Source organism: Amycolatopsis sp. NPDC104819 (assembly GCF_055583145.1).
Window position 1 is genome coordinate 233,087 of the sequence record NZ_JBVJON010000010.1, and the last position, 21,446, is coordinate 254,532.

Here is a 21,446-nt window from a genome sequence, read left to right on the forward strand (position 1 = left end):
TGACGCTAAACGTTGACGTCCGCGTCAAGGCAAGGTTCAGGTGTCCGCACCCCGGAAGTCCTCAGGGGACACGGAGTCGAGGAACTCGCGGAACTTCTCGACCTCGTCCTCCTGCTCGTCCGGGATGATCAGGCCGGCCTCCTCCAGCACCGCGTCCACGGCGTGGATGGGGACGCCGATCCGCAGGGCCAGCGCGACCGAGTCGCTCGGCCGGGCCGACACCCGGATGTCACCGTCGAAGACGAGCTCGGCGAAGAACGTGCCTTCCTTGAGGTCGGTGATGACGACCTGCTCCAGCTCCCGGCCGAGCGCTCCGATGACCTCTTTCAACAGGTCATGCGTGAGCGGGCGGGCGGGGCGGACGCCCTGCTGCTCCAAGGCGATGGCGGTGGCTTCGACCGAGCCGATCCAGATCGGCAGGTACCGTTCGCCCTCGGTCTCCCGCAGCAACAAGATCGGCTGATTCGCGGGCAGCTCGACCCGCACACCGACGACGCGCATTTCGCTCATCGGGCTTCGCCTCCCTCTCGTGCACACGGGCTTCAGCGTGGGAACGGCTTGCGCCGCCACTGCCGACGCTACCCGTCATCCGTGCGCTGTGCTCGCTGTCCGGACTCTCTCGGTTCGCCTGCCGCAAACCCTGGGTCTCACGGTACGGCATGAAGGTCCGAACATTCAGTCATTGACATGGGACCGCAAAGAGGATCTCACCGCCCCGTTACGGATCAACACCCGGAGACGCCACGGATTCCGGCCTTGACGAGGAGCGTGTGCAGGGTCACGGACAGTGCCGCGAGCTCCCGGACGACTTCGTCGGCCCGTTGTTTGGCCTCCGGGTCACGGTGCCGATACACCGGTGTCACGATCTGCTCCAGCAACCCGACCTCGCGGTCGGCCGCGGCGCGGAAGGCACGCAGGTGTCTCGGCTCGATACCGAATTCGGTCATCGCCTTCACCGTCCGCGCGACCAGGACCGCGTCGGGGTCGAAGAACCCCGCGGGACCTGGCCGGACCAGGCCGTACTGCCGCAGCTCCGCCAGCGCGGCCGCGTCGATGCCGGCCTGCTCCAGGAGGTCCTCCTCGGTGAGGCGGAGCTCCCGGCCCGCGGCGAAGTCGGCCGCCTCGGGCAGGCCGACGTTCTCCGCCGGCGCGTCGATCGGGACCAGCCGGCGCGGCGGGCGGGGCAGGGCCGCGACGGGCCCGGCTCCCGAGTCCGCCGCGTCCAGCTGCTCCTTGATGACCTTCAACGGGAGGTAGTGGTCCCGCTGGGCGGCCAGGACGAACCGGAGGCGCTCCACGTCCGCCGCGGCGAACTGCCGGTACCCCGAAGGCGTCCGGCCCGGCTGGACCAGGCCTTCCGCTTCGAGGAACCGGATCTTGGAGATGGTGACATCGGGGAAGTCACCGCGCAGCTGCGCCAGTACGGCCCCGATGCTCAGCCCGGAGCTCTGTGGCCGCCCGGCCGCCGTCACTGTGCCCCCTGGCCCCCGTGCCCCGGGCCGGTCAGGAAGACCAGGCGGAACTTCCCGATCTGGACCTCGTCGCCGCCCGCGAGGACGGCCTGGTCGACCGGCTCCCGGTTGACGTAGGTGCCGTTGAGGCTGCCGACGTCGATGACGACGAACTCGCCGCCCTCACGCCGGAACTCGGCGTGCCGGCGGGAGACCGTGACGTCGTCCAGGAAGATGTCGCTGTCCGGGTGCCGTCCGGCGCTGGTGGTGTCGCGGTCGAGCAGGAACCGCGAACCCGCGTTGGGCCCGCGCTTCACGACCAGCAGCGCCGAACCCGCCGGCAGGGCGTCGACCCCCTGGACCGGCGCCTCCGCGGCGGGGGCGGACTCGTGGCCTTCGGCTTCGGCCAGGAAGTCGGCCCGGAAGACAGAGGTCCGCTCCGGAGACTGCTCCGGGGGAACGCCGCCGGGCCCGTCGTTCGTGCTCACCTGAGCTCTCCTCCACACATGCTGTGTTGCCTAGTACTCAAGAACGTGTAGCTGCCAACGTACCGTGCCTGATCGATTCTCCGAGCCCCGGCTCCCCGAACCGGCGCAGTGCCGGTCCGGCGGCTCGTCGACGGCGTTCAGCCCTTGGTCAGGGCGTCGTACGCCTCGGCTTCGAGCAGGGCTTCGAGCCCCGCCGGGTCGTCGAGCCGGATCTCGATCAGCCAGCCCTCGCCGTAGGGGTCGCTGTTGATCAGCTCGGGCGAGTCGGCGACACCGTCGTTGACCGCGACGACTTCGCCGTCGACCGGCGCGAACAGCTCGGAAACGCTCTTGGTCGACTCGACCTCGCCGAAGACGTCCCCGGCGCTCACCTGACGCCCGACCTCGGGCAGGTCGACGAAGACGACGTCGCCGAGCTGGTCCTGCGCGTACTCGGTGATGCCGATCCTGACGAGGGTGTCCTCGCCGCGGGTGGCGACCCACTCGTGTTCCTCGGTGTAACGAAGCTCTTCAGGAGCGGACACCGCCGGTCCCCTTTCATGCCCTCACTGGCGAAACGTGCTGGGCGAAGTCTTACACCCACACGGCCCAGCCGCCGGGCACGACCCGGGAAAGCGGCGCGCTCAGTCTTCGCGCGCGCCGCGCAGCGCGTTGCGCACCTGCACGACGTAGAGCACGCCGGACCAGACGTAGAGGACGCCGCCCCAGATGGTGAAGGCGTAGCCGATCGGCCGGGCGATCGCGGCGACGTCCGAGCCACCCTGCGCGAGCAGCAGGAACGGGAAGGCGTACATCAGCACGAAGGTCGCGCCCTTGCCGATGTAGGTGACCTCCGGCGGGGCGAAGCCGCGGCGGCGCAGCGTCAGGACGCAGAGGCCGAGCACGGCTTCGCGGACCACCAGCGGGACCACGACCCACCAGGGGATGATGTCGCGGACCAGGAACGCGATGAGCGTCGCGAGGATGTAGAGCCGGTCGGCCGCCGGGTCGAGCAGCTGGCCCAGCCGCGACATCTGGTTGAGCCAGCGGGCCAGCTTGCCGTCGAGCCAGTCGGTGAGGGCGCTGAACACCAGCAGCGCCAGCGCCCAGCCGTCCTCCTCCGGGCCGAGCAGCAGCCAGAGGAACACCGGCACGCCGGCCAGCCGCAGGAGCGACAGCATGTTGGGGACGTTGAACGCCTGCCTCAGCAGGGACGGCTCGGGGACGTCCGCCGGAGCGGCTGGTTCGGGGGCGGCTGTGCTCACCTGGTCAGCCTAGAGCTTGCTTCAGCACGCGCGGCGGTGGCTCCAGCCGCGCCGGCGCAGTTCGGCGCTGCTCAGCGCCTCGGGGCGGCCGCGGTAGTCGGTGCCCATCCAGCGGGCGCGGCCGGGGCGCGCCTCGAGGACGTACGGGCGGCCGCAGCACCAGACGACGGTGCTGGGGACGGTCGGCGGGTTGGCGGGGTCGTCGGTGCTGGTTTCGGGGCTGGTCACAGCGTCGGCGTTCATCGCTCTCACGGGCTCGGGACGGAAGGTCGGGGACGGGGAAGCTCTTCGGCCTCCACCAAGACCTTCGGCACGCGAGGCCGGATCGTTAACGGGAACGGCCGGAATTACACCGATCGATTCCGGATGGCAGTGTGAGGTTTCGGAGCGTGAACGGAATGTTAACTGTCCATTGTGGACATCGATTCGACGGCCACCGGACCGGGCCGCCACCCGGCTGGAGTAATCTCCGGCACACCCGTGGGCGAGTCGGTCCACGGCGCTGGAACCCGGAGGGGCCAGAATGTCCGGACCAGCACAGGCGCGGGGAGGAACGATCGCGGTGCCCCACCCGACCACCACGAGGACGTGGCGGCCGTTGCTCGCGGCGTGCCTCGCCGTCCCGGCCCTCGCGGCGTGTTCGGCCGAGCAGGCCGCCCAGGCGCCGGCGTCGTCCACGCCTCCGGTGACCTCGGCTTCCGCGCCGACGTCCACCGGCACGCCTCCCCCGCCGCCCGCCGAGGGCAGCTCGTCCGCGCCCGCGCCGGTGTCGAAGCCGTCCGGCGCGCCGCCGTCGGTGCCCGGGTCGTGCGGCACCGTGACCGCGGCCAGCGGGTTGACGCTCTACGTGTTCGACAGCGGCTCCGCCGGCGTCAGCTGCGTCGCGGCGACGAAGCTGGTCGGCGACTTCCACCGCAAGATCGCCGGGCGCCAGGGCGCCGGTTCGAACGACGCGGTGAACGAGACCGTCGACGGCTGGCTGTGCACCTCCGGGCCGCCCGCCGCACAGGGCGGCACCACCTGCACCAAGGGCGAGCAGACGGTGTTCGCCGCCGTCGTGCCGTCCGAGTGAACCCCGTCCCGTTTTAGTTCCTGAAGGGCCCATGAAGACTCTCGCGTACCCCTTGCTGCTCGTCGCCGCGTCCGCCGCACTGGCCGCTTGCGCCGGCGCGGACCCGGCGCCCACGGCGCCCCAGTCCGCCGTACCCGCCGCAGCCGCGGCGGCGGGGTCCACGGCCCCGGGCGTCCCGTGCGGCGACGTCCCGGGCGCGGGCGGCGCGAAGACGGCGGTGACCGCTCACGGCCAGGTCGACTGCGCCGCGGCGACGAAGCTGCTGAAGGACTACTTCGCGAAGTTGACTCCGGCGGAGGCGAGCTCACCGGACGGGCCGGGGCCGGTGGTCCTGGACGAGTGGACGTGCGGGAGTGGCGCGAACGACCCGGTGACGGCGTGCTCGACCGAGGACGGCCGTCAGGTCGAGGGAACTCGCGCCTGACCGCACCCAAGGCGGCCTTCGGTGCGTTGAGCGCACCCAAGGCCGCCTTGGGGCGCTCAGCGCGAGTCTTCATAACGCGCCGCGATCGCGGCCGCGCGGTCGCGCAGAGCCGCGCGTAGCGAGGCTGGAGTCAGAGCTTCCGCGTCCGCGCCGAGCTGCCACAGCGCCCACTCGGCGTGCCGCAGGTCCTGAAACGTCGCCTCGAGCCGCACCCACCCCTCCGCGTCCGGTTCCGCCGCGCGGACAGCCACCGCCATACCCAGCAGCTCCTCCCGACGCCCCGGCCGCACCCGCACGAGCACCGGGAGATGGTCGGTGGACAGGAACCGTGCGCACCGATCACGCCAAATCCGGTCCAGATCGACCCGGTCCGCGCGCTCGGCGGGCTCCGACAGCTCCGACGCCGCCGACACACGAGAGAGCCGGTAAGTGCGGTCGGCACCCCGATCTCGTGGCGAGCAGGTACCCGCGGTCGCGGACCGTGACCAGGCCGATCGGGTCCACCGTGCGCCACTGCGGCTCCTGGTTCGCCGCCGCGTACCGGATGCGCAGCTTGTGCCCGGCGAACACCGCGCGCCGGATCTCGGCGACCACCCCGCCGGGCAGTTCCTCGGCGGCCGGGCGGCGGGAGAGCAGGTCGGTCTCCGGCTCGACGAGGATGCGCCGGGCCGCGTCGCTCGCCGTCGCGCGGTGGCCGTCCGGGAGCGCGTCGACCACCTTGCGCATCGCCGACGCGAGCGCCGAGCCGAGGCCGAACACCTGCTCGCCGCGCCCCGATCCGGCGGTCAGCAGCGCCAGGGCCTCCTCGTGGTTGAGCCCGGTGAGCTCGGTCCGGAACCCGGGCAGCAGCGCGAACCCGCCGTGCCGCCCGCGCTCGGCGTAGACCGGGACACCCGCCGCGGACAGCGCTTCGATGTCGCGGAGCACGGTCCGGGTGGACACCTCCAGCTCGCGGGCGAGCGTCTCCGCGCTCAGCCGGCCGCGCTGCCGCAGCAGCAGCACCAGCGAGACCAGCCGGTCGGCGCGCATGCCGGAACCTTAGCGAATACACGACAGAGGATGTCGTGATTCACCGCGAAGCTCGGGCTCTCGACAACAAGAAGGAGCCGAAGTGGCAGTGGAACGAACGGCGGTCAACCCGTGGCCGTGGTCGGTGGAGCTGGGGTTCAACCAGGGCGAGGTCGTCTCCGGGCACACCCGGACGCTGTACTGCTCCGGGCAGACGGCGATGAACGCCGACGGGAAGCCGGAGCACGACGGTGACATCGCCGGGCAGCTGGCACTGAGCCTGGACAACCTGGAGGCCGTCCTCGCCGAGGCGGGGATGGCGCTGGCGAACCTCGTGCGGCTGACCGTCTACACCACCGACGTCGACCTGCTGTTCCCGCACTACGGAGTGCTGGCGGCGCGCCTGGGCGCCGCCGGGGTCGCCCCGCCGACCACCATGCTCGGCGTGACGCGGCTGGCGATCCCCGGCCGGCTCGTCGAGCTGGAGGGGACCGCCGTCGCCTGAGCGGAGCGCCGCGAGGTCAGGACTTCAGGTCCGGGAAGTCCTCCTCGCGGAACTCCGTGCCCTCCCCGCGCGCCGGGTCGTTCTCACGGCCGCGCAGCTCGACGCGGCGGATCTTGCCCGAGATCGTCTTCGGCAGCTCCGCGAACTCCAGCCGCCGGATCCGCTTGTACGGCGCCAGGTGCTCGCGGCAGTACGCGAGGATCGCCTTCGCCGTCTCGGGTGTCGGCTCGTGGCCGGCCGCCAGCACGACGTACGCCTTGGGCACCGCGAGCCGGATCGGGTCCGGCGCCGGGACGACCGCCGCCTCCGCGACCGCCTCGTGCTCGATCAGCACGCTCTCCAGCTCGAACGGCGAGATCCGGTAGTCCGACGCCTTGAAGACGTCGTCCGTGCGCCCGACGTAGGTGATGTAGCCGCGTTCGTCGATCGAACCGACGTCCCCGGTGTGGTAGAAGCCGTTGGCGAACGCCGCCGAAGTGCGCTCGTCGTCGTCCGCGTAGCCGGTCATCAGGCCGACCGGGCGGTGGTCGAGGTCGAGGCAGATCTCGCCCTCCGCCGCCCGCTCGCCGCTGACCGGGTCGACCAGCGCCACGACGAACCCGGGCAGCGGCCGGCCCATCGAGCCGGGCAGGACGTCCTGGCCGGGTGTGTTGGCGATCTGGACGCTGCTTTCGGTCTGGCCGAAGCCGTCGCGGATGGTGACGCCCCACGACTGCCGGACCTGCTCGATCACCTCGGGGTTGAGCGGCTCCCCCGCGCCGACGACCTTCTTCGGCGGGGTCTTCAACGCCGTCAGGTCGGCCTGGATCAGCATCCGCCACACCGTCGGCGGCGCGCAGAAGCTGGTGATCCCGCACCGGTCCATCTGGGCCATCAGCGCGTTCGCGTCGAAGCGGTTGTAGTTGAAGAGGAACACCGTCGCCTCGGCGTTCCACGGCGCGAAGACGTTGCTCCACGCGTGTTTCGCCCAGCCGGGCGAGGAGATGTTCAGGTGGACGTCACCCGGTTCCAGCCCGATCCAGTACATCGTGGACAGATGGCCCACCGGGTAGGAGACCTGCGTGTGCTGCACCAGTTTCGGCTTCGCCGTCGTGCCCGAGGTGAAGTACAGCAGCATCGGGTCGGCCGCCCGGGTCGGGCCGTCCGGGGCGAACTCCGGCGACTGCGCGAACGCGGCCGAGTACTGCTGCCAGCCCTCGACCGGCTCCCCGACCGCGATCCGCGTGTAGTCACCCTCGACGCCGTCGAACTTCGGCGCGTCGACCGACCGGACGACGACGTGCTTCGCCGCGCCGCGCTCGACGCGGTCGGTGAGGTCGGCCGGGCCGAGCAGGGTGGACGCCGGGATGATCACGGCGCCGAGCTTGATCGCGGCGAGGATCGTCTCCCACAGCTCACCCTGGTTGCCCAGCATGAGGATCAGCCGGTCGCCGCGGCGGACACCGAGGCCGCGCAGCCAGTTCGCCACCTGGTTGGACCGGCCGGACATCTCCGGGTAGGTCCAGCGGTTCTCGGCGCCGTCCTCCTCGACGATCCACAGCGCGTACCGCTCGGCGTTGTCCGGGTCGTGCGCGACGACGTCGAACCAGTCGATCGCCCAGTTGAACTCGTCGAACTCCGGCCAGGCGAAGTCCCGGTACGCCGTGTCGTAGTCCTCGCGGTGGGTCTGCAGGTAGTCCCGCGCGACGCGGAACGCGTGGTGGACTTCCGAAGCGGTCACGCTGCCTCCTTGCTATTCGCCCGTGAACTCCGGCGCGCGCCGCTCCATGAAAGCCTGGACCGCCTCGCCGAGGTCCTTGCTGGGCAGGAACGCCGAGTTCCACGCCGCGACGTACCGGAGGCCGTCGGCGACCTGGCGCTCGGTGTTCGTCGCCAGTACCTGCTTCGTACCCTGCACCACGAGCGGCGGGTTCGCAGCGATCTCGCCGGCGAGTTCCCGCGCGGCGGCCAGCAGCGCGTCCTGGTCGGCGTAGACGTCGTTGACGAGCCCGATCTTCTCCGCGCGGGCCGCGGTGATGTCCTTGCCGGTCAGCGCGAGCTCGCGCAGGTGCCCTTCGCCGACGATGCTCGCGAGCCGCTGGAGGCTACCCAGGTCGGCCACAATGGCGACGCGCACCTCGCGGACGCTGAACTTGGCGTCGGCGCTGGCCAGGCGGATGTCCGCGGCGGCGACCACGTCGACCCCGCCGCCGATGCACCAGCCGGAAACGGCCGCGACGACCGGTTTGCGGCATTCCGCGATCGAGCTGACGGCCGCCTGCAGCGTCTTGACCTGGTCGAGGAAGGCCGTGCGCGGCCCGGCGAGGCTGTCACCGCCGAGCATCGGGGCCCAGTCGCCCATCATCGCCGGCAGGTCGAGGCCGTAGGAGAAGTGCGACCCGCTGCCGGTCAGCACGACGGCCCTGACCTGCGGGTCGGCGTCGAGCGCGCGGAACACCAGCGGCAGCTCGCGCCAGAAGTCCGGGCCCATCGCGTTGCCCTTGGACGGGCCGAGCAGGGTCACTTCGGCCACGTGGCCGTCGACGTCGACCTTCAGGGAGACGAGGTCGGGCAGACTGTCAGCAGTAGCGGTCATGGGGTCATCTTGACCCATGCCCGCGGCGAGCCGCCATTGGCACGTTGTCAACTGACGCGCGAGTCACTGTGCCAACGTGGTCACGGGATGTTTTCCTGGACGTAAGGTGACCACGACGCGGGGAGGACGGTGGGACATGAGCCCGGCCAGCAGCGCGACCCTGATCGAACCGGAGCCCCCGGCCCCGGCCGCCCGGCGCGAGTCCCGCCCGATCGAGCTGACCGGGTCGTTCGACCACGACGGCCACCGGCTCTGGTACACCGAGTTCGGCAGCGGCGAGAAGGTCGTCGTGCTCACCCACGGCATCATGCTGACCCGCCGGATGCACGCGCCGCTCGCGCGCCGGCTGGCCCGCGCGGGGTTCCGGGTGGTTACGCTCGACCTGCTCGGCCACGGCGACTCGGACCGCCCGACCGAGTCGTGGCTGTACTCGATGCCGTCCTTCGCCGAGCAGACCCTGGCGTTGCTGGACCACCTCGAGGTGGAGTCGGCGGTGATCGGCGGGACGTCCCTCGGGGCGAACGTCTCGCTGGAAGTCGCTGTGTCGGCGCCGTCGCGCGCTCGCGGCCTGATCGTCGAGATGCCGGTGCTGGACAACGCGATCGTCGCGGGTCTGTTCACGTTCGCCCCGCTGCTGATGGCGGCCCGCTTCCTGCCGGTGACGGTGCAGGCGGTGGCGCTGGCGGCTTCCCTGGTGCCGCACGGGAACCAGTGGGTCGACGTCGTCACGGACACGCTCTCCCAGCGCCCGGCCCCGATGGCGGCGTTGCTGCACGGGGTGCTGTTCGGCCGCATCGCGCCGCCGAAGTCGGTGCGCCGCAAGATCTCGACGCGCGCACTGGTGATCGGCCACCAGGGTGACCCGATCCACCCGTTCGGCGACGCGGACACCCTGGCGGTGGACATGCCGGCGGCGGAGTTCGTCCAAGCCCGCAGCCCGGTGGAGCTCAGGCTGGACCCGACCCGGCTGTCCGACGCGATCCGGGACTTCGCCGCGAGCTGCTACGAAGACTGAACGGGCATCACGCGTGATTGAAGGGGCATCACGCGTGACTGGCGGGGCATCGGGTGTGATGCCCCGCTGATCACGCGTGATGCCCGCCGGATCACGCGTGATTCCCCTGAACGGGGGCCAGACCGGCCACCGGGCCGATCACGATGATCGCCGGGGGGCGGACGCCGGAAGCCGCCGCGTCGGTGACCACCGTGTCCAAAGTGGACCGGAGGACCCGCTGGGTGCGCATCGTGCCGTCCTCGACGATCGCGACCGGGGTGTCGGACGGGCGGCCGCCGTCCAGGAGGGCCTTCGCGAACTGCGGGAGCCGCTCCACCCCCATCATCAGCACGATCGTGCCGCGCAGGCGTGCCAGGAGCTCCCAGTCGACCAGTGAGCGGTCGTCGCCGGGCGCCACGTGACCCGAAACCACCACCACCTCGTGCGCGACGCCGCGGTGGGTCACCGGGACGTCCGCCACCGCCGGGACCGCGAACGCGCTCGTGATGCCCGGGACCATCGTCACCGGGACCCCCGCCTCGGCGCAGGCGAGCACCTCTTCGAAGCCGCGGCCGAACAGGTACGGGTCGCCGCCCTTGAGGCGGACGACGAACTTGCCCTCCTTGGCGCGCTCGATCAGCGTCTGGTTGATGACGTCCTGGCTGGCCGCGCGGCCGTACGGGATCTTGGCCGCGTCGACGACCTCGACCTCCGGCGCGAGCTCGTCCAGCAGCTCGCGGGGCGCCAACCGGTCGACGACCACGACGTCCGCGCGCGAGAGCAGGCGGCGGCCGCGGACCGTGATCAGCTCCGGGTCGCCGGGGCCGCCGCCGACCAGCGCGACGCCGGGCAGGCTGCCCTCGGGGTGCGGCCGGCGGCCGTCCTCGATCGTGCCGTTGTGCAGGCCGTCGAGCATCGAGTCACGCACCGCCGCCGAGCGCAGCGGCTCGCCGCCGGACAGGACGCCGAACAGCAGGCCGCCGTGGCGGCCGGACGCCGGGGTCACCGCGGACCCCGACTCGCCCTCGTCGGCGCGGACGCAGAACACCCGCTCGCGCTCGGCCTCGGCGCAGATTTCCGCGTTCACCGCGGGATCGTTCGTGCAGGCCAGCGCGTACCAAGCGGCGCGAAGGTCACCGGCGGTGTAGCGACGCTCGTGCCAGACCAGCTCCCCCGCGTCCACCATCCCCTGCACCGACGGCGTCGTGTGCGGCGACACCAGTTCGACGCGGGCGCCGGCGCTGATCAGCCGGGGCAGCCGTCGCTGGGCGACCGAGCCGCCGCCGAACATCACGACACGGCGGCCGGACAGCTGGAGGCCGGAGAGGTAGTGCGGGTCGTCCATGGCCGGGAGTTTATTGACGGTTCACCCGCGCGCCAGCCCAGCGTGGGTCACGCCACGCGGAAGACCGGCCCGCGCGCCACGAACGGCAGCCGCGCGCCCCGCGGCACCAGGTACGCGTGTTCCCGACGCGGCCGGACGTGGTCGCACTGCGCGTCGGTGATGATCAGGATCGGGCCGTCGGCCGGGAAGTCCGGGGCGCGCTGCAGCAGGTCGACGCCGGGCTGCAGGATCGTGCCGCCCCGGCCGCGGACCTTGACGCGGCCCGCGATGTCCTCCACCGCCAGGTACCCGGCGTCGTAGGCGACCGCGTCGCAGAACACCACCCGCGCCGCCGGGACGTCGCGGGCCAGCGCATACGACGCGATCGCGCCCAGCGCCTTGCCCAGCAGCTCGGCGTTCATGGAGCCGGACGTGTCGAGCACGACGCCGAACGTCGCGCGCCGGTCGAGGCGCTCCGGGCGCACTCGGCCCGGGCGCGGGATGTCCGGCGTCGCCGACTGGCGGCGTGATGCCCGCGCGTAGCTGCGCACCGGCAGCTCCACCCGGACGTGCTCGTCGAACCAGCGCGCCAGCCGCGCGTCCCAGGGCAGCGGCGGGTGGTCCAGCGCGCGGATCTCCTGCTCAAGCCCGAGCGGCAGCAGCCCACGGCCCTGCGCGTGGTGGTACTCCAGGCCCTGGGTGAGCGCCCGGCGGTAGAACTCGTCGAGGTCGACCCCGCCGACGCGGTCACCTTCGCGCCACGGCACCGGCCGCGCGTCCCGACGCGACGACCGGCGCTGGGCCGCGTCGGGCTCGGACAGCCAGTCGCCGAGGACGTCACCCGCGTCCCGGGAGCCGAGGGTGAGGAGCTTGCGGGCGCGGCGGATGTCCGTGGTCAGCGTGTCGTACACCGACTCCGCGGACATCCCGGTGAGCTGCTGGTCGTGCAGGCTGCCGTCGGGCAGCTCGCCGACGCCCATCGCGACCAGCCAGCCGTTGATGACGTAGTCGCAGGCGACGTTCCACAGGTACGGGTCGCGGCCGAGCGCCCGCCGGTCGTGCCGCAACGCGGCATGCAGCATCTCGTGCGCCAGCACGAACCGCCACTCCTCGGCGGTCAGCGCCGCGCCCGGGTTGACGTAGATCTCGCCGTGCCCGGCGTCGACCGCGGCCAGGGAGATGTCCCAGGCGCGGACGACCTCGGCGTCGGCGACCAGGGTGAACCCGGCGGCCATCCCGCCGAGCAGCGGGAACGACGAGACGAACCACGACAGCGCGCGGTCCCATTCCCCCACGGCCCGGCGGTGCCGCGTCTGCCCGCGCGCGTCGGCGGCGCGTTCCATCGCTTCGGTGGCCGACGCGATCAGCCCGCGGGCGAACCGCTCGGTCCACGGTTCCGGCTTCCCGCGGTAGGCCAGCTCCCAGCGCGACAGCGGCGGACCGAGCACCAGGCACGGCCGGCCGGCGCCCAGGCCGGTGAACCGCTCCGGCACCCCCGTCTCCCGCCACGCCCTGGTCAGCGCCTCTTCGTCGGTGCCGGGCAGGTCCGGCGGCTCCAGGATCGGGCTGCCGACCCGGACGGCCTCGGCGAACCGGTGCACGGCCACGCAGCACGCGGCGCCGTAGGCCTCGTCGATGACCGGCTCGTCGTCGAGGTGGCCGAGGCCCAGATGCAGCAGCAGGTGCGCGAACACCCACGCCCACTCGGCGGGTTCGGCGTCGCGCGCCCGGTTGACCGTGAGCACACCGCGGTCGTTGACCACGCCCCAGCCGCCGACGCTCTCCGCGCTCAGGCTCGCGCCGCGGGCGAGGTGCCCGAGGACCGTGTGCGAGCGAGCCTCGGCCCAGCCGTCCTCGATCGCCTTGGTCCGGCGTTCCCGGCGCTTCGCTTCGGCGCGAGCGGTGCTCATGCGCGGGCCGCGACCAGCCGCGGCAGGTCACGGGCGGCTTCGACCAGGAACCACGACGGCAGCCGCGCGTTGCCCGCCTCGTCGTCGGCGATGACCAGCTGCGCCATCTCCAGCGAGAGCTCGGCCAGCTCGACGAGCAGGCTCTTCGCGCGGAAGGCGAACTGGCGGACGGCCGCCGACGCGTGCCGCTTGTCCGCCGGCAGGTCCTTGACCAGCCGCGCGCGGAACGTCTCGGCGAGGAAGTAGAGCAGGTCGCGGTCGGTCGGCCAGCGGGCGTCGCCCTTGAGGATCGCCTCCAGGCCGAACGCGTGCCGCGCCACCTTGAGGTACGCGCGGAACGCGCCCGCGTGCGCCGGCGTGAGTGTGGCGTACGCGAGCAGCGCGATCGTCTCGTCGCCGGCCGGGTCGCCGTAGGAGTGCAGGAGGTCCGAGAGCATGTGCCAGGACCGCGGCGTCGAGAACGGCTCTTCGGTCTTCGGCGGCGGGCTCCACAGGTGGTCCGGCCGCTGGGTCAGGTACTCGACCACCCACGGGTGGATCCCGTGGCCGGCGGCCCACCCGAGCCAGTCGTCCGCCGCCGCCCGCAGGTGGACGTGGACCAGGCGGTTCACCAGCGCGGACGCCATCGGGCGGGCCAGCGCCTGGTCGGTGGCGCGGTTGCCGGCGCCGATCACGACCGACCCGGCCGGCAGCTCGTACGAGCCGATGCGGCGGTCGAGGATGAGCGAGTAGAACGCCTTCTGGACGTCGGGCGCGGCGGCGTTCAGCTCGTCGAGGAACAGGCAGTACGGCTCGTCGCGCGCGATCTGCTCGGGCGGGCAGAACCGGCTGCGGCCGTCGACGATCTGGGGGACGCCGATCAGGTCCTCCGGTGCGAGCTGCGTGCCGAGCAGCGAGACGCATTCGAGCCCGAGCGACGCCGCGAAATCCCTTACCAGGGAAGACTTCCCGATGCCGGGCGCGCCCCAGAGGAACACTGGCCGGACGACGGCGGTGTTCAGCAGGACGTCGGGCAGCTGGGCGGGCGTGACCGTGAGCTGGGCGTGCAAGCGTGGACCTCCTGAGTCAGGACATCCCGGTGCGACGCCCCCTTTCGTGCGCCCATGATCGCGCGCCCGCCCAGCGAGCGCACCCGATTTAGCCGGCGCGCCCCGAGGCCGGGTACGGCAGGAGCGCCATCTCACGCGCGTTCTTGATCGCCGTGGCGACCTGTTTCTGTTGCTGCGGCGTCAATCCCGTCACGCGCCGGGCGCGGATCTTGCCGCGGTCGGAGATGAACTTCCGCAGCAGGTCGACGTCCTTCCAGTCGACGTGCGTGATCTTGTTGGCGCGCAGCAGGTTCACCCGGCGCTTGCCGGGCCGGTCGCGGTTCGGCTTCGGCATCCGGCTCACCAGCTCGACTTCGTGACGCCGGGCAGTTCGCCGTTGTGCGCGGCCTGGCGCATCTTCACCCGCGACAGCCCGAACTTCCGCAGGTACCCGCGCGGGCGTCCGTCGGCAGCGTCCCGGTTGCGGATCCGGGTCGGGCTCGCGTCACGCGGCAGCTTCTGCAGCGCGACGACCGCCTCGCCCTTCTCCGCCGGCGAAGCCGAGGGCGAGGCGATGACGGCCTTGAGCGCACGACGGCGTTCGACGTACCGCGCGGCGACCACCTTCCGCTGCTCGTTCTTCGCGATCTTGGACTTCTTCGCCATCAGCGCTCTTCCTTGAACTCGACGTGCTTGCGCGCGACCGGGTCGTACTTGCGCAGGACCATCCGGTCGGGGTCGTTCCGCCGGTTCTTCTTCGTGACGTACGTGTAGCCCGTGCCCGCGGTGGACCGCAGCTTGATGACCGGGCGGATGTCGGTGCTCTTCGCCATTACAGCTTCACTCCCCTTGCCTTCAGTTCGGCGACCACGGATTCGATACCGCGTTTGTCGATCGTCTTCATGCCCTTGGCGGAGACGCGCAGCCGCACCCAGCGGCCCTCGCTCGGCACGAAGTAACGGCGGTTCTGCAAGTTCGGCTCCCAGCGCCGCGAGGTGCGGCGGTGCGAGTGCGAGACCTGCTTGCCGTAGCCCGGCTTGCGGCCGGTGACCTGGCAGACAGCGGACACGAACCCTCCCGAGTTGATATCGGTTTTCGTTTTCATCTACTCTACGCACCGTACCCCGCCCGTATTCCTGGAGCACCCGTGACCCCTGAACCCCGCGTCCCGCTCGTCCTCGTGAGCGGGCTCTCCCCCGGCGCGAACGCCGAGCTCGCCGAGCTGCTGCGGGTCGCCGAGCCCGGCACCGCCGTCGTCCACCACGACCTGCGCGACATCCACTCCGGCGTCGTCCGCCGCCGGCTGCGGCTCGACCAGCGTGATCAGCTGACCGTCCTCGAGCTGGCGCACGGCTGCGTGTCCTGCACGCTGCGCGAGGACCTCCTCCCGCTGCTGCGCCACCTCGCGCGGATGCCGCAGGTGCGCCGGATCGTCGTCCGGCTCGACGAGGCCATGGAGCCCGAGCCGGTCAGCTGGGCGATCCGCAACGTCCTGGTCGGCGACCACCCGGTGCACGACGACGTCGACCTGCGGGCCGTGCTCACCGTCGTGGACTGCGCGACTTTCCTCGCCGACGCGACCGGCGACGACGTCCTGGCCGAGCGGAACCTGCAGGCCAGCCCGGAGGACGAGCGCACGGTCGCCCAGGTGGCGCTCTCACAGGCCGAGTTCGCCGACGTCCTGGTCCTGGCCGGCGCGGCCGTCGACGCGTGGAGCGCCGCGAAGGCGTCCGCGGTCCTCGACCGGGTCGCGCCGTCCGTCCCACGGGTCGAGCTGGGCCGGATCGACGGGCACAGCGTGCTCGACGCCGTCCCGTCCGGCGCCCGCCGCGGTGAGATCACCGACATGCACGGCGCGCTGCTGCGCGGCCAGCCGCCGCTGCACGTCGACTGCGGCATCGGCCTCGTCACCTTCACCGCCGAGCGGCCGTTCCACCCCGAACGGCTGCACGACGCCCTCGACGTGCTGCTCGACGGCGTCGTCCGCACCCGCGGGCGGGCGTGGGTGGCCAGCCAGCCCGACGTCGCGTTCTGGATCGAGTCGGCCGGCGGCGGGCTCGGCATCGGGCACGCCGGGCCGTGGCTCGCCGCTCCCGACGGTCCGGCGTGGGCGGACGTCTCCCCCGAGCGCCGCACCCTGGCGTCCCTGCGCTGGCACCCGGTGCACGGCGACCGCGCGCAGGAGCTCGTCGTGGTGACGGACCAGACAACGCCCGACGAGATCGACGCGGCCCTGCGCGGCGCTCTACTGAGTGACGACGAACTGGCCGCCGGCCCGGCGGAGTGGCACCGCTACCCCGACCCGTTCGGCGACTGGCACGAAGAGCCGTGCGAGGACACCGAACCCGACCCGGCGCGGCACGACGCGACCGCGGCGAACCGAAAGGAAGACCGATGAAGAACGGCATCCACCCCGACTACCACCCCGTCGTGTTCAAGGACTCGTCCACCGGCGACGCGTTCCTGACGCGCTCCACCATCACGTCCGAGAAGACCGTCGAGTGGTCCGACGGGCGGACCTACCCGCTGGTCATGGTCGACATCAGTTCCTGGTCGCACCCGTTCTGGACCGGCACCCAGCGCATCATGGACAGCGCCGGCCAGGTCGAGAAGTTCCACCGCCGCTACGGGAAGCGGGGGACGCGCTGATGGCCGTCCCGAAGCGCAGGAAGTCGCGCAGCAACACCCGGTCCCGGCGGTCGCAGTGGAAGGCCGCGGTGCCGGACCTGGTCCCGATCAAGGTCGACGGCGAGGTCCGGTTGGTGCCCCGCCGGCTGATGCGCCACTTCCACTCGTGACGGTTCCGGTCACCGTCCTGTCCGGCTTCCTCGGCGCGGGCAAGACGACGCTGCTCAACCACATCCTCGCGAACCGCGAGGGGACGCGGGTGGCGGTGATCGTCAACGACATGAGCGAGGTCAACATCGACGCGGGCCTCGTGCGCTCACAGGAGCGCCTGGTCGAGCTGACCAACGGGTGCATCTGCTGCACCCTGCGGGAAGACCTGCTCGAGGAGGTGTCGCGGCTGTGCGCCGAGGGGCGGTTCGACCACGTGCTGATCGAGTCGAGCGGCATCTCCGAGCCGATGCCGGTGGCGGCGACGTTCTCCTTCCTGGAGTCCGTCGCCCGCCTCGACACGATGGTGACGGTGGTCGACGCGGCGAGCTTCTCGCGTGAGCTGGCGGCCGGCGACTCCCTCGTGGAGCGCCGGCTCGACCAGTACGCCGGCGACGAGCGGACCGTCAGCGACCTGCTGATGGACCAGGTCGAGTTCGCCGACGTCCTGCTGCTGAACAAGACGGACCTGGTCCCGGACACCGACCGCCTGGTGGCGACGCTGCGGCGGCTCAACCCGGCCGCGGACGTCGTCACCGGCAGCTTCGGGAAGGTCCCGCTGGAGCGCGTGTTCGGCACCGGCCGCTACGACCCGGTGCGGGCGCAGGAGGCGCCGGGCTGGGTGGCCGAGCTGAACGGCGACCACGTGCCGGAGACCGAGGAGTACGGCATCTCCAGCGTGGTCTTCCGCGCCTCGAGCGCGTTCGACCCGGTGGCGCTGTGGGACCTCGTCGCGCGGCGCCTGGATTCGGGCGAGTTCGGGACCGTGCTGCGGTCCAAGGGGTTCTTCGCGCTGGCGTCGCGCCCGGGTGTGACCGGGCTGTGGTCGCAGGCGGGCGCCGTGGCGCGCTTCGAGCCCCAGGGGGTGGCGGACGAGCCGCGGCAGGAGCTGGTGTTCATCGGCGTCGAGCTGGCGGGCGACGCCCTGCTCGGCGCGCTGCGGGAGTGCCTCGGCGAGGCCACCGGGCCGGACCCCTTCCCGGAATGGGGCCCGGTCCACACCCACTAGTGGTCGTCGTAGTGGTCCTCGTGGGCCGCGTGGCGGTGGCCGTCGTGCAGGTAGTCGACGTGCTCGCCGTGGGGCACCGCCACGTGGCCGCACCCGTCGCCGTGGGTGTGGTCGTGCCCGGTGTGCGGCACGTGGCCGGTCATCTCGCACTCGTCGAAGTGGTCGTCGTGCGCCCGGTGCAGGTGCCCGTCGTGGGCGTAGTCGACGTGGTCGCCGTGCGGGACCGCGGCGTGGCCGCAGCCTTCGCGGTGGACGTGGTCGTGGCCGGCGTGCACGGCGTGCGGCATGGTCATCGGATCGCCTCCCGGAGTCTGTCCACTTCGGACGCTAACACCGGGTGTCCGGGACCGGCCGGGCGAAAGCTCCCGCCTCACCCGTTAGCGGCCGTTCCGTCCGAGTTGATCAACTCAGGTTTATCAGTCTAGGTTGACGATCGTGACGGATGAGGAGCTGCTCCAGGTGAGCACCGACCTGCGCGTCGCTCTCGGCCGGCTGGTCCGGCGGCTGCGCCAGGGGTACGTCGTCGGCGAGCTGACCCTGCCCGAGCGCTCGGTGCTGTCCCGGCTCGACCGGGAGGGACCGGCCACGCCGGGCTGCCTGGCCGACCTCGAACGGGTGAAACCGCAGGCCATGGGAGTCACCCTGGCCGGGCTGGTCGACCGCGGCCTGGTCGAGCGGCACAAGGACGACTCCGACGGGCGCAAGGTGCTGATGTCGGTCACCGACGCGGGGGTCCGGCTGCTGACCGACCGGCGCTCGCGGACCACCGAGAAGATGGCGACCGCGCTGGCGGAGAAGTTCACCCCGGCCGAACAGCGCAGGCTGGCCGCGGCCGTCCCGCTGATCGAGCGGCTGGCGGACGAGCTGTGACCGTGACCGAAACCCCCGGCCGGTACAAGTGGGTCGCGCTGTCGAACACCACGCTCGGTGTCCTGATGTCGGCGCTCGACGGCTCCATCGTCATCATCTCGCTGCCGGCGATCTTCCGCGGCATCGGGCTCGACCCGCTGGCCCCGGGCAACATCGGCTACCTGCTCTGGATGATCCTCGGTTACCTGCTGGTGCAGGCCGTGCTGGTGGTGACGCTCGGGCGGCTCGGCGACATGTTCGGCCGGGTCAAGATGTACAACCTCGGCTTCGTCGTCTTCAGCGTCGCTTCGGTGGCCTTGTCGTTCGACCCGTTCCACGCCGGCGGCGGCGCGTTGTGGCTGATCGGCTGGCGGGTCGTGCAGGCCGTCGGCGGGTCGATGCTCACGGCGAACTCGGCCGCGATCCTGACCGACGCCTTCCCCACCGAACAACGCGGGATGGCGCTGGGGGTCAACCAGATCACCGCGCTGGCCGGGCAGTTCCTCGGCCTGGTCGTCGGCGGGCTGCTGGCCGAGATCGACTGGCGCGCGGTGTTCTGGGTGAGCGTCCCGTTCGGGCTGCTCGGCACGATCTGGTCGATCCGCAGCCTGCGCGAGGTCGGCACGCCGAAGCGGGCGAAGGTCGACTGGGGCGGCAACATCACCTTCGCGGCCGGAACCGCCGTGCTGCTCGCCGCGATCACGTACGGCATCCAGCCCTACGGCGGCGCCGCGACCGGCTGGGGCAGCCCGTGGGTGCTCGGCGGCATCGGCGCCGGGGTGCTGCTGCTCCTGCTGTTCGGCGTCATCGAAACCCGTGTCGCCGCGCCGATGTTCCAGCTTTCCCTGTTCAAGATCCGCGCGTTCGCCGCGGGCAACATCGCCGCGTTGCTGACCTCGGTCGCCCGGGGTGGCATGCAGTTCATGCTCATCATCTGGCTGCAGGGGATCTGGCTGCCCCTGCACGGCTACGACTACGAGCGGACGCCGCTCTGGGCCGGCGTCTACATGCTGCCGCTGACGGTGGGCTTCCTCATCGCCGGGCCGATCTCCGGGTACCTCTCCGACCGCTTCGGCGCGCGGCTGTTCTCCACCGGCGGGCTGCTGCTGGTCGCGGCGGCGTTCCTCGGCCTGCTCGCGCTGCCGGTGGACTTCCCGTACCCGCTGTTCGCCGCCCTGCTCGTGGTCAGCGGGATCGGCCAGGGCATGTTCTCCGCGCCCAACACGTCGGCCATCATGAGCAGCGTGCCGACCGAACAGCGCGGGGTCGCCTCCGGCATGCGGGCGACGTTCCAGAACTCCGGGACGTCGTTGTCGATCGGCGTGTTCTTCTCGCTGATGATCGCCGGGCTGGCGTCCTCGCTGCCGCAGACGCTCACCAGCGGCCTGCAGGCCCACGGCGTCCCGGCCGGGGTCGCCGACGGCGTCGCCCAGCTGCCGCCGGTGAGCACGCTGTTCGCGGCGTTCCTCGGCAGCAACCCGGTCGGGCACCTGCTCGGCCCGGGTGTCCTTTCCGGACTCTCCCCCGCCGACCGGGCCACGCTGACCGGGGGCGAGTTCTTCCCGCAGCTGGTCTCCGGACCGTTCCACCACGGCCTGGTGGTCGTGTTCACCGCGGCCGCGGTGATGGCCGTGGTCGCCGCGGTGGCATCCGCCTCCCGCGGCGCGCGTTACTTCCACACTCCCGAGGGATCGAAGGAGAATTGATGATGGACGAGATCGTCGCCGGGACCGTCACCATCACCGGCCACGGCGGTGACGAGCTCGAGGCCTATCGGGCCAAGCCGACCGGCCCGGGCCCGCGCGGCAGCGTGGTGGTGATCCACCACATGCCCGGCTACGACGCCTCGACCAAGGAGATGGTGCGCCGCTTCGCCGTCGAGGGGTACAACGCGCTCTGCCCGAACCTCTACACCCGCGAAGCCCCGGGCGCGGACCCGGACGACGCGGCCGCGACGGTCCGCGCGGCCGGCGGTGTCCCGGACGACCGGCTCGTCGGCGACGTCAAGGGTGCGGTCGAGTACCTTCGCGGGCTCGAAGACGCGAACGGCCGGGTCGGGGTCATCGGGCACTGCTCGGGCGGGCGTCAGGCGTTCCTCTCCGGCTGTTCGCTCGACATCGACGCGGCGGTGGACTGCTACGGCGCGTTTGTCGTCGCCGACCCGCCCGAGGCCATGAAGCAGATGAAGCCGTTGCTGGGCCTGGCGCCGCAGCTGTCGTGCCCGCTGCTGGGCATCTTCGGCGCGGACGACCAGTTCCCGAGCCCGGACGAGGTCGCGGTGCTCGCGGCGGAGCTGGAGAAGCTGGGCAAGGAGCACGAGTTCCACACCTACGCCGGGGCGGGCCACGCGTTCTTCGCCGTCGACCGCCCGAGCTACCGCCCCGAAGCCGCGAAGGACGGCTGGGAACGCATCCTCGACTTCTACTCCCGCACGCTCAGCGCCTGAGAGGACTCGCCATGTGCACCTACCTGACCGAGAAGTTCGAGCTCGAAGGCAGCGGCAAGGGCGCCCGCGGCTGGTTCCGCCTCAACGAGGGCACCGTGTACGTCGATCACCCGGTCCACGCGCCGTACGCGCACACGGTGAACATCGACTTCCGCAACCCGGGAATGGGCGCTTCGGCGCGCGTCGCGCTGGAGCTGACGGAGGAGGACGCGCTCGCGCTGGCGGACGCGATCCACGCCGCCGTCAAGTCGGCGCCGGACGGGCTGGCTTCGCGGAACCAGTGA

General features: G+C 71.8%; 28 protein-coding genes and 1 pseudogene. 12 read left to right on the forward strand and 17 right to left on the reverse strand.

Annotated elements, in window-relative coordinates:
* Nucleotides 1-36: 36 nt before the first annotated feature.
* From ACZ63E_RS31115 to ACZ63E_RS31140, 6 genes are all read right to left on the reverse strand, one after another.
* Nucleotides 37-510, reverse strand: a complete 474-nt coding sequence (locus ACZ63E_RS31115) for a bifunctional nuclease family protein (protein ID WP_009078856.1) — start codon at nucleotides 508-510, stop codon at nucleotides 37-39.
* A gap of 215 nt (nucleotides 511-725) precedes the next feature.
* Nucleotides 726-1,472, reverse strand: a complete 747-nt coding sequence (ftsR, locus tag ACZ63E_RS31120) for a transcriptional regulator FtsR (RefSeq protein WP_465305282.1) — start codon at nucleotides 1,470-1,472, stop codon at nucleotides 726-728.
* Complete coding sequence (garA, locus tag ACZ63E_RS31125; RefSeq protein WP_284750621.1) at nucleotides 1,469-1,939, reverse strand: glycogen accumulation regulator GarA; 471 nt, start codon at nucleotides 1,937-1,939, stop codon at nucleotides 1,469-1,471. Before garA ends, ftsR begins: the two co-directional genes overlap by 4 nt.
* Before the next feature lie 137 nt (nucleotides 1,940-2,076).
* Nucleotides 2,077-2,463, reverse strand: coding sequence for a glycine cleavage system protein GcvH (gene gcvH / locus ACZ63E_RS31130; protein ID WP_465305284.1), 387 nt, complete (start codon nucleotides 2,461-2,463; stop codon nucleotides 2,077-2,079).
* A gap of 99 nt (nucleotides 2,464-2,562) precedes the next feature.
* On the reverse strand, nucleotides 2,563-3,183 hold the full coding sequence (locus ACZ63E_RS31135) for a CDP-alcohol phosphatidyltransferase family protein (protein WP_465339704.1): 621 nt from the start codon (nucleotides 3,181-3,183) through the stop codon (nucleotides 2,563-2,565).
* A gap of 21 nt (nucleotides 3,184-3,204) precedes the next feature.
* On the reverse strand, nucleotides 3,205-3,426 hold the full coding sequence (locus ACZ63E_RS31140; RefSeq protein ID WP_465305288.1) for a hypothetical protein: 222 nt from the start codon (nucleotides 3,424-3,426) through the stop codon (nucleotides 3,205-3,207).
* 280 nt (nucleotides 3,427-3,706) lie between these two features.
* Here ACZ63E_RS31140 and ACZ63E_RS31145 point away from each other — a divergent pair, with 280 nt between their 5' ends.
* Together ACZ63E_RS31145 and ACZ63E_RS31150 are read left to right on the forward strand one after the other, a co-directional pair.
* Nucleotides 3,707-4,255, forward strand: coding sequence for a hypothetical protein (locus ACZ63E_RS31145; RefSeq protein WP_465339705.1), 549 nt, complete (start codon nucleotides 3,707-3,709; stop codon nucleotides 4,253-4,255).
* 31 nt (nucleotides 4,256-4,286) lie between these two features.
* Complete coding sequence (locus ACZ63E_RS31150; protein ID WP_465339706.1) at nucleotides 4,287-4,679, forward strand: hypothetical protein; 393 nt, start codon at nucleotides 4,287-4,289, stop codon at nucleotides 4,677-4,679.
* Between the two features lie 56 nt (nucleotides 4,680-4,735).
* Here ACZ63E_RS31150 and ACZ63E_RS31155 read toward each other — a convergent pair.
* Nucleotides 4,736-5,708 (reverse strand): annotated as a pseudogene (locus tag ACZ63E_RS31155) (helix-turn-helix transcriptional regulator).
* Between the two features lie 88 nt (nucleotides 5,709-5,796).
* Between ACZ63E_RS31155 and ACZ63E_RS31160 the strand changes: the two are divergent.
* Nucleotides 5,797-6,192: a RidA family protein gene (locus ACZ63E_RS31160; protein WP_465339831.1), complete on the forward strand. Its 396-nt coding sequence runs from the start codon at nucleotides 5,797-5,799 to the stop codon at nucleotides 6,190-6,192.
* Between the two features lie 16 nt (nucleotides 6,193-6,208).
* Here ACZ63E_RS31160 and ACZ63E_RS31165 read toward each other — a convergent pair whose 3' ends face one another.
* Together ACZ63E_RS31165 and ACZ63E_RS31170 are read right to left on the reverse strand one after the other, a co-directional pair.
* Nucleotides 6,209-7,912 carry an AMP-binding protein gene (locus ACZ63E_RS31165; protein ID WP_465339707.1) on the reverse strand — a complete coding sequence of 568 codons (1,704 nt, stop codon included), beginning with the start codon at nucleotides 7,910-7,912 and terminating at the stop codon, nucleotides 6,209-6,211.
* A 12-nt stretch (nucleotides 7,913-7,924) separates the two neighbouring features.
* Entirely contained in the window at nucleotides 7,925-8,767 is an 843-nt protein-coding gene (locus ACZ63E_RS31170) for a crotonase/enoyl-CoA hydratase family protein (RefSeq protein ID WP_465339708.1), read from the reverse strand.
* 136 nt (nucleotides 8,768-8,903) lie between these two features.
* Between ACZ63E_RS31170 and ACZ63E_RS31175 the strand changes: the two genes are divergently transcribed.
* Nucleotides 8,904-9,782 carry an alpha/beta fold hydrolase gene (locus ACZ63E_RS31175; RefSeq protein WP_465339709.1) on the forward strand — a complete coding sequence of 293 codons (879 nt, stop codon included), beginning with the start codon at nucleotides 8,904-8,906 and terminating at the stop codon, nucleotides 9,780-9,782.
* A gap of 91 nt (nucleotides 9,783-9,873) precedes the next feature.
* Here ACZ63E_RS31175 and cobA read toward each other — a convergent pair whose 3' ends face one another.
* The 7 genes from cobA to rpmB all read right to left on the reverse strand — a co-directional run bounded on the left by cobA (nucleotide 9,874) and on the right by rpmB (nucleotide 15,092).
* Nucleotides 9,874-11,106 carry a uroporphyrinogen-III C-methyltransferase gene (gene cobA, locus ACZ63E_RS31180; protein ID WP_465339710.1) on the reverse strand — a complete coding sequence of 411 codons (1,233 nt, stop codon included), beginning with the start codon at nucleotides 11,104-11,106 and terminating at the stop codon, nucleotides 9,874-9,876.
* A gap of 47 nt (nucleotides 11,107-11,153) precedes the next feature.
* The gene (locus ACZ63E_RS31185) at nucleotides 11,154-12,995 is read right to left on the reverse strand and encodes a vWA domain-containing protein (protein ID WP_465339711.1); all 1,842 of its coding nucleotides are present in this window, start codon (nucleotides 12,993-12,995) and stop codon (nucleotides 11,154-11,156) included.
* Nucleotides 12,992-14,044, reverse strand: a complete 1,053-nt coding sequence (locus ACZ63E_RS31190) for an ATP-binding protein (RefSeq protein ID WP_465339713.1) — start codon at nucleotides 14,042-14,044, stop codon at nucleotides 12,992-12,994. Before ACZ63E_RS31190 ends, ACZ63E_RS31185 begins: the two co-directional genes overlap by 4 nt.
* Before the next feature lie 88 nt (nucleotides 14,045-14,132).
* On the reverse strand, nucleotides 14,133-14,387 hold the full coding sequence (rpsR, locus tag ACZ63E_RS31195; RefSeq protein ID WP_465339714.1) for a 30S ribosomal protein S18: 255 nt from the start codon (nucleotides 14,385-14,387) through the stop codon (nucleotides 14,133-14,135).
* Nucleotides 14,384-14,689, reverse strand: coding sequence for a 30S ribosomal protein S14 (rpsN, locus tag ACZ63E_RS31200; protein WP_465339715.1), 306 nt, complete (start codon nucleotides 14,687-14,689; stop codon nucleotides 14,384-14,386). Before rpsN ends, rpsR begins: the two co-directional genes overlap by 4 nt.
* Nucleotides 14,689-14,856 carry a 50S ribosomal protein L33 gene (gene rpmG, locus ACZ63E_RS31205; protein WP_344864371.1) on the reverse strand — a complete coding sequence of 56 codons (168 nt, stop codon included), beginning with the start codon at nucleotides 14,854-14,856 and terminating at the stop codon, nucleotides 14,689-14,691. Before rpmG ends, rpsN begins: the two co-directional genes overlap by 1 nt.
* A complete protein-coding gene (rpmB, locus tag ACZ63E_RS31210; protein ID WP_465305309.1) occupies nucleotides 14,856-15,092 on the reverse strand; it encodes a 50S ribosomal protein L28 in 237 nt (78 codons plus the stop codon). The genes rpmG and rpmB overlap by 1 nt, the downstream gene beginning before the upstream one ends.
* 78 nt (nucleotides 15,093-15,170) lie before the next feature.
* Between rpmB and mrf the strand changes: the two genes are divergently transcribed.
* Genes mrf through ACZ63E_RS31230 form a run of 4 tightly spaced genes read left to right on the forward strand, consistent with a single transcriptional unit; the run spans nucleotide 15,171 to nucleotide 17,867 of the window.
* Entirely contained in the window at nucleotides 15,171-16,421 is a 1,251-nt protein-coding gene (gene mrf, locus ACZ63E_RS31215; protein ID WP_465339717.1) for a ribosome hibernation factor-recruiting GTPase MRF, read from the forward strand.
* A complete protein-coding gene (locus tag ACZ63E_RS31220) occupies nucleotides 16,418-16,672 on the forward strand; it encodes a type B 50S ribosomal protein L31 (protein ID WP_465339718.1) in 255 nt (84 codons plus the stop codon). Before mrf ends, ACZ63E_RS31220 begins: the two co-directional genes overlap by 4 nt.
* A complete protein-coding gene (gene rpmF / locus ACZ63E_RS31225; RefSeq protein WP_465339719.1) occupies nucleotides 16,672-16,821 on the forward strand; it encodes a 50S ribosomal protein L32 in 150 nt (49 codons plus the stop codon). Before ACZ63E_RS31220 ends, rpmF begins: the two co-directional genes overlap by 1 nt.
* Nucleotides 16,818-17,867: a GTP-binding protein gene (locus tag ACZ63E_RS31230; protein WP_465339720.1), complete on the forward strand. Its 1,050-nt coding sequence runs from the start codon at nucleotides 16,818-16,820 to the stop codon at nucleotides 17,865-17,867. Before rpmF ends, ACZ63E_RS31230 begins: the two co-directional genes overlap by 4 nt.
* Here the strand turns inward: ACZ63E_RS31230 and ACZ63E_RS31235 are convergent.
* The gene (locus ACZ63E_RS31235) at nucleotides 17,864-18,160 is read right to left on the reverse strand and encodes a hypothetical protein (protein ID WP_465305318.1); all 297 of its coding nucleotides are present in this window, start codon (nucleotides 18,158-18,160) and stop codon (nucleotides 17,864-17,866) included. The two genes, ACZ63E_RS31230 and ACZ63E_RS31235, sit on opposite strands and share 4 nt — an antisense overlap.
* Before the next feature lie 142 nt (nucleotides 18,161-18,302).
* Between ACZ63E_RS31235 and ACZ63E_RS31240 the strand changes: the two genes are divergently transcribed.
* The 4 genes from ACZ63E_RS31240 to ACZ63E_RS31255 are packed head-to-tail and all read left to right on the forward strand — an operon-like array spanning nucleotide 18,303 to nucleotide 21,446.
* On the forward strand, nucleotides 18,303-18,737 hold the full coding sequence (locus ACZ63E_RS31240) for a MarR family winged helix-turn-helix transcriptional regulator (protein WP_465339721.1): 435 nt from the start codon (nucleotides 18,303-18,305) through the stop codon (nucleotides 18,735-18,737).
* Between the two features lie 2 nt (nucleotides 18,738-18,739).
* Entirely contained in the window at nucleotides 18,740-20,422 is a 1,683-nt protein-coding gene (locus ACZ63E_RS31245) for an MFS transporter (protein ID WP_465339722.1), read from the forward strand.
* Nucleotides 20,422-21,162: a dienelactone hydrolase family protein gene (locus tag ACZ63E_RS31250; protein ID WP_465339723.1), complete on the forward strand. Its 741-nt coding sequence runs from the start codon at nucleotides 20,422-20,424 to the stop codon at nucleotides 21,160-21,162. The genes ACZ63E_RS31245 and ACZ63E_RS31250 overlap by 1 nt, the downstream gene beginning before the upstream one ends.
* An 11-nt stretch (nucleotides 21,163-21,173) precedes the next feature.
* Nucleotides 21,174-21,446, forward strand: a complete 273-nt coding sequence (locus ACZ63E_RS31255) for a DUF6295 family protein (protein WP_465339724.1) — start codon at nucleotides 21,174-21,176, stop codon at nucleotides 21,444-21,446.

Bases quoted from the DNA above. Each gene is read 5' to 3' on its own strand.
- ACZ63E_RS31115 (WP_009078856.1), bottom strand. From the start codon at position 510: ATGAGCGAAATGCGCGTCGTCGGTGTGCGGGTCGAGCTGCCCGCGAAT.
- ACZ63E_RS31140 (WP_465305288.1), bottom strand. From the start codon at position 3,426: ATGAACGCCGACGCTGTGACCAGCCCCGAAACCAGCACCGACGACCCC.
- ACZ63E_RS31145 (WP_465339705.1), top strand. From the start codon at position 3,707: ATGTCCGGACCAGCACAGGCGCGGGGAGGAACGATCGCGGTGCCCCAC.
- ACZ63E_RS31150 (WP_465339706.1), top strand. From the start codon at position 4,287: ATGAAGACTCTCGCGTACCCCTTGCTGCTCGTCGCCGCGTCCGCCGCA.
- ACZ63E_RS31170 (WP_465339708.1), bottom strand. From the start codon at position 8,767: ATGACCGCTACTGCTGACAGTCTGCCCGACCTCGTCTCCCTGAAGGTC.
- ACZ63E_RS31175 (WP_465339709.1), top strand. From the start codon at position 8,904: ATGAGCCCGGCCAGCAGCGCGACCCTGATCGAACCGGAGCCCCCGGCC.
- cobA (WP_465339710.1), bottom strand. From the start codon at position 11,106: ATGGACGACCCGCACTACCTCTCCGGCCTCCAGCTGTCCGGCCGCCGT.
- ACZ63E_RS31185 (WP_465339711.1), bottom strand. From the start codon at position 12,995: ATGAGCACCGCTCGCGCCGAAGCGAAGCGCCGGGAACGCCGGACCAAG.
- rpsN (WP_465339715.1), bottom strand. From the start codon at position 14,689: ATGGCGAAGAAGTCCAAGATCGCGAAGAACGAGCAGCGGAAGGTGGTC.
- rpmG (WP_344864371.1), bottom strand. From the start codon at position 14,856: ATGGCGAAGAGCACCGACATCCGCCCGGTCATCAAGCTGCGGTCCACC.
- ACZ63E_RS31220 (WP_465339718.1), top strand. From the start codon at position 16,418: ATGAAGAACGGCATCCACCCCGACTACCACCCCGTCGTGTTCAAGGAC.
- rpmF (WP_465339719.1), top strand. From the start codon at position 16,672: ATGGCCGTCCCGAAGCGCAGGAAGTCGCGCAGCAACACCCGGTCCCGG.
- ACZ63E_RS31235 (WP_465305318.1), bottom strand. From the start codon at position 18,160: ATGACCATGCCGCACGCCGTGCACGCCGGCCACGACCACGTCCACCGC.
- ACZ63E_RS31250 (WP_465339723.1), top strand. From the start codon at position 20,422: ATGATGGACGAGATCGTCGCCGGGACCGTCACCATCACCGGCCACGGC.
- ACZ63E_RS31255 (WP_465339724.1), top strand. From the start codon at position 21,174: ATGTGCACCTACCTGACCGAGAAGTTCGAGCTCGAAGGCAGCGGCAAG.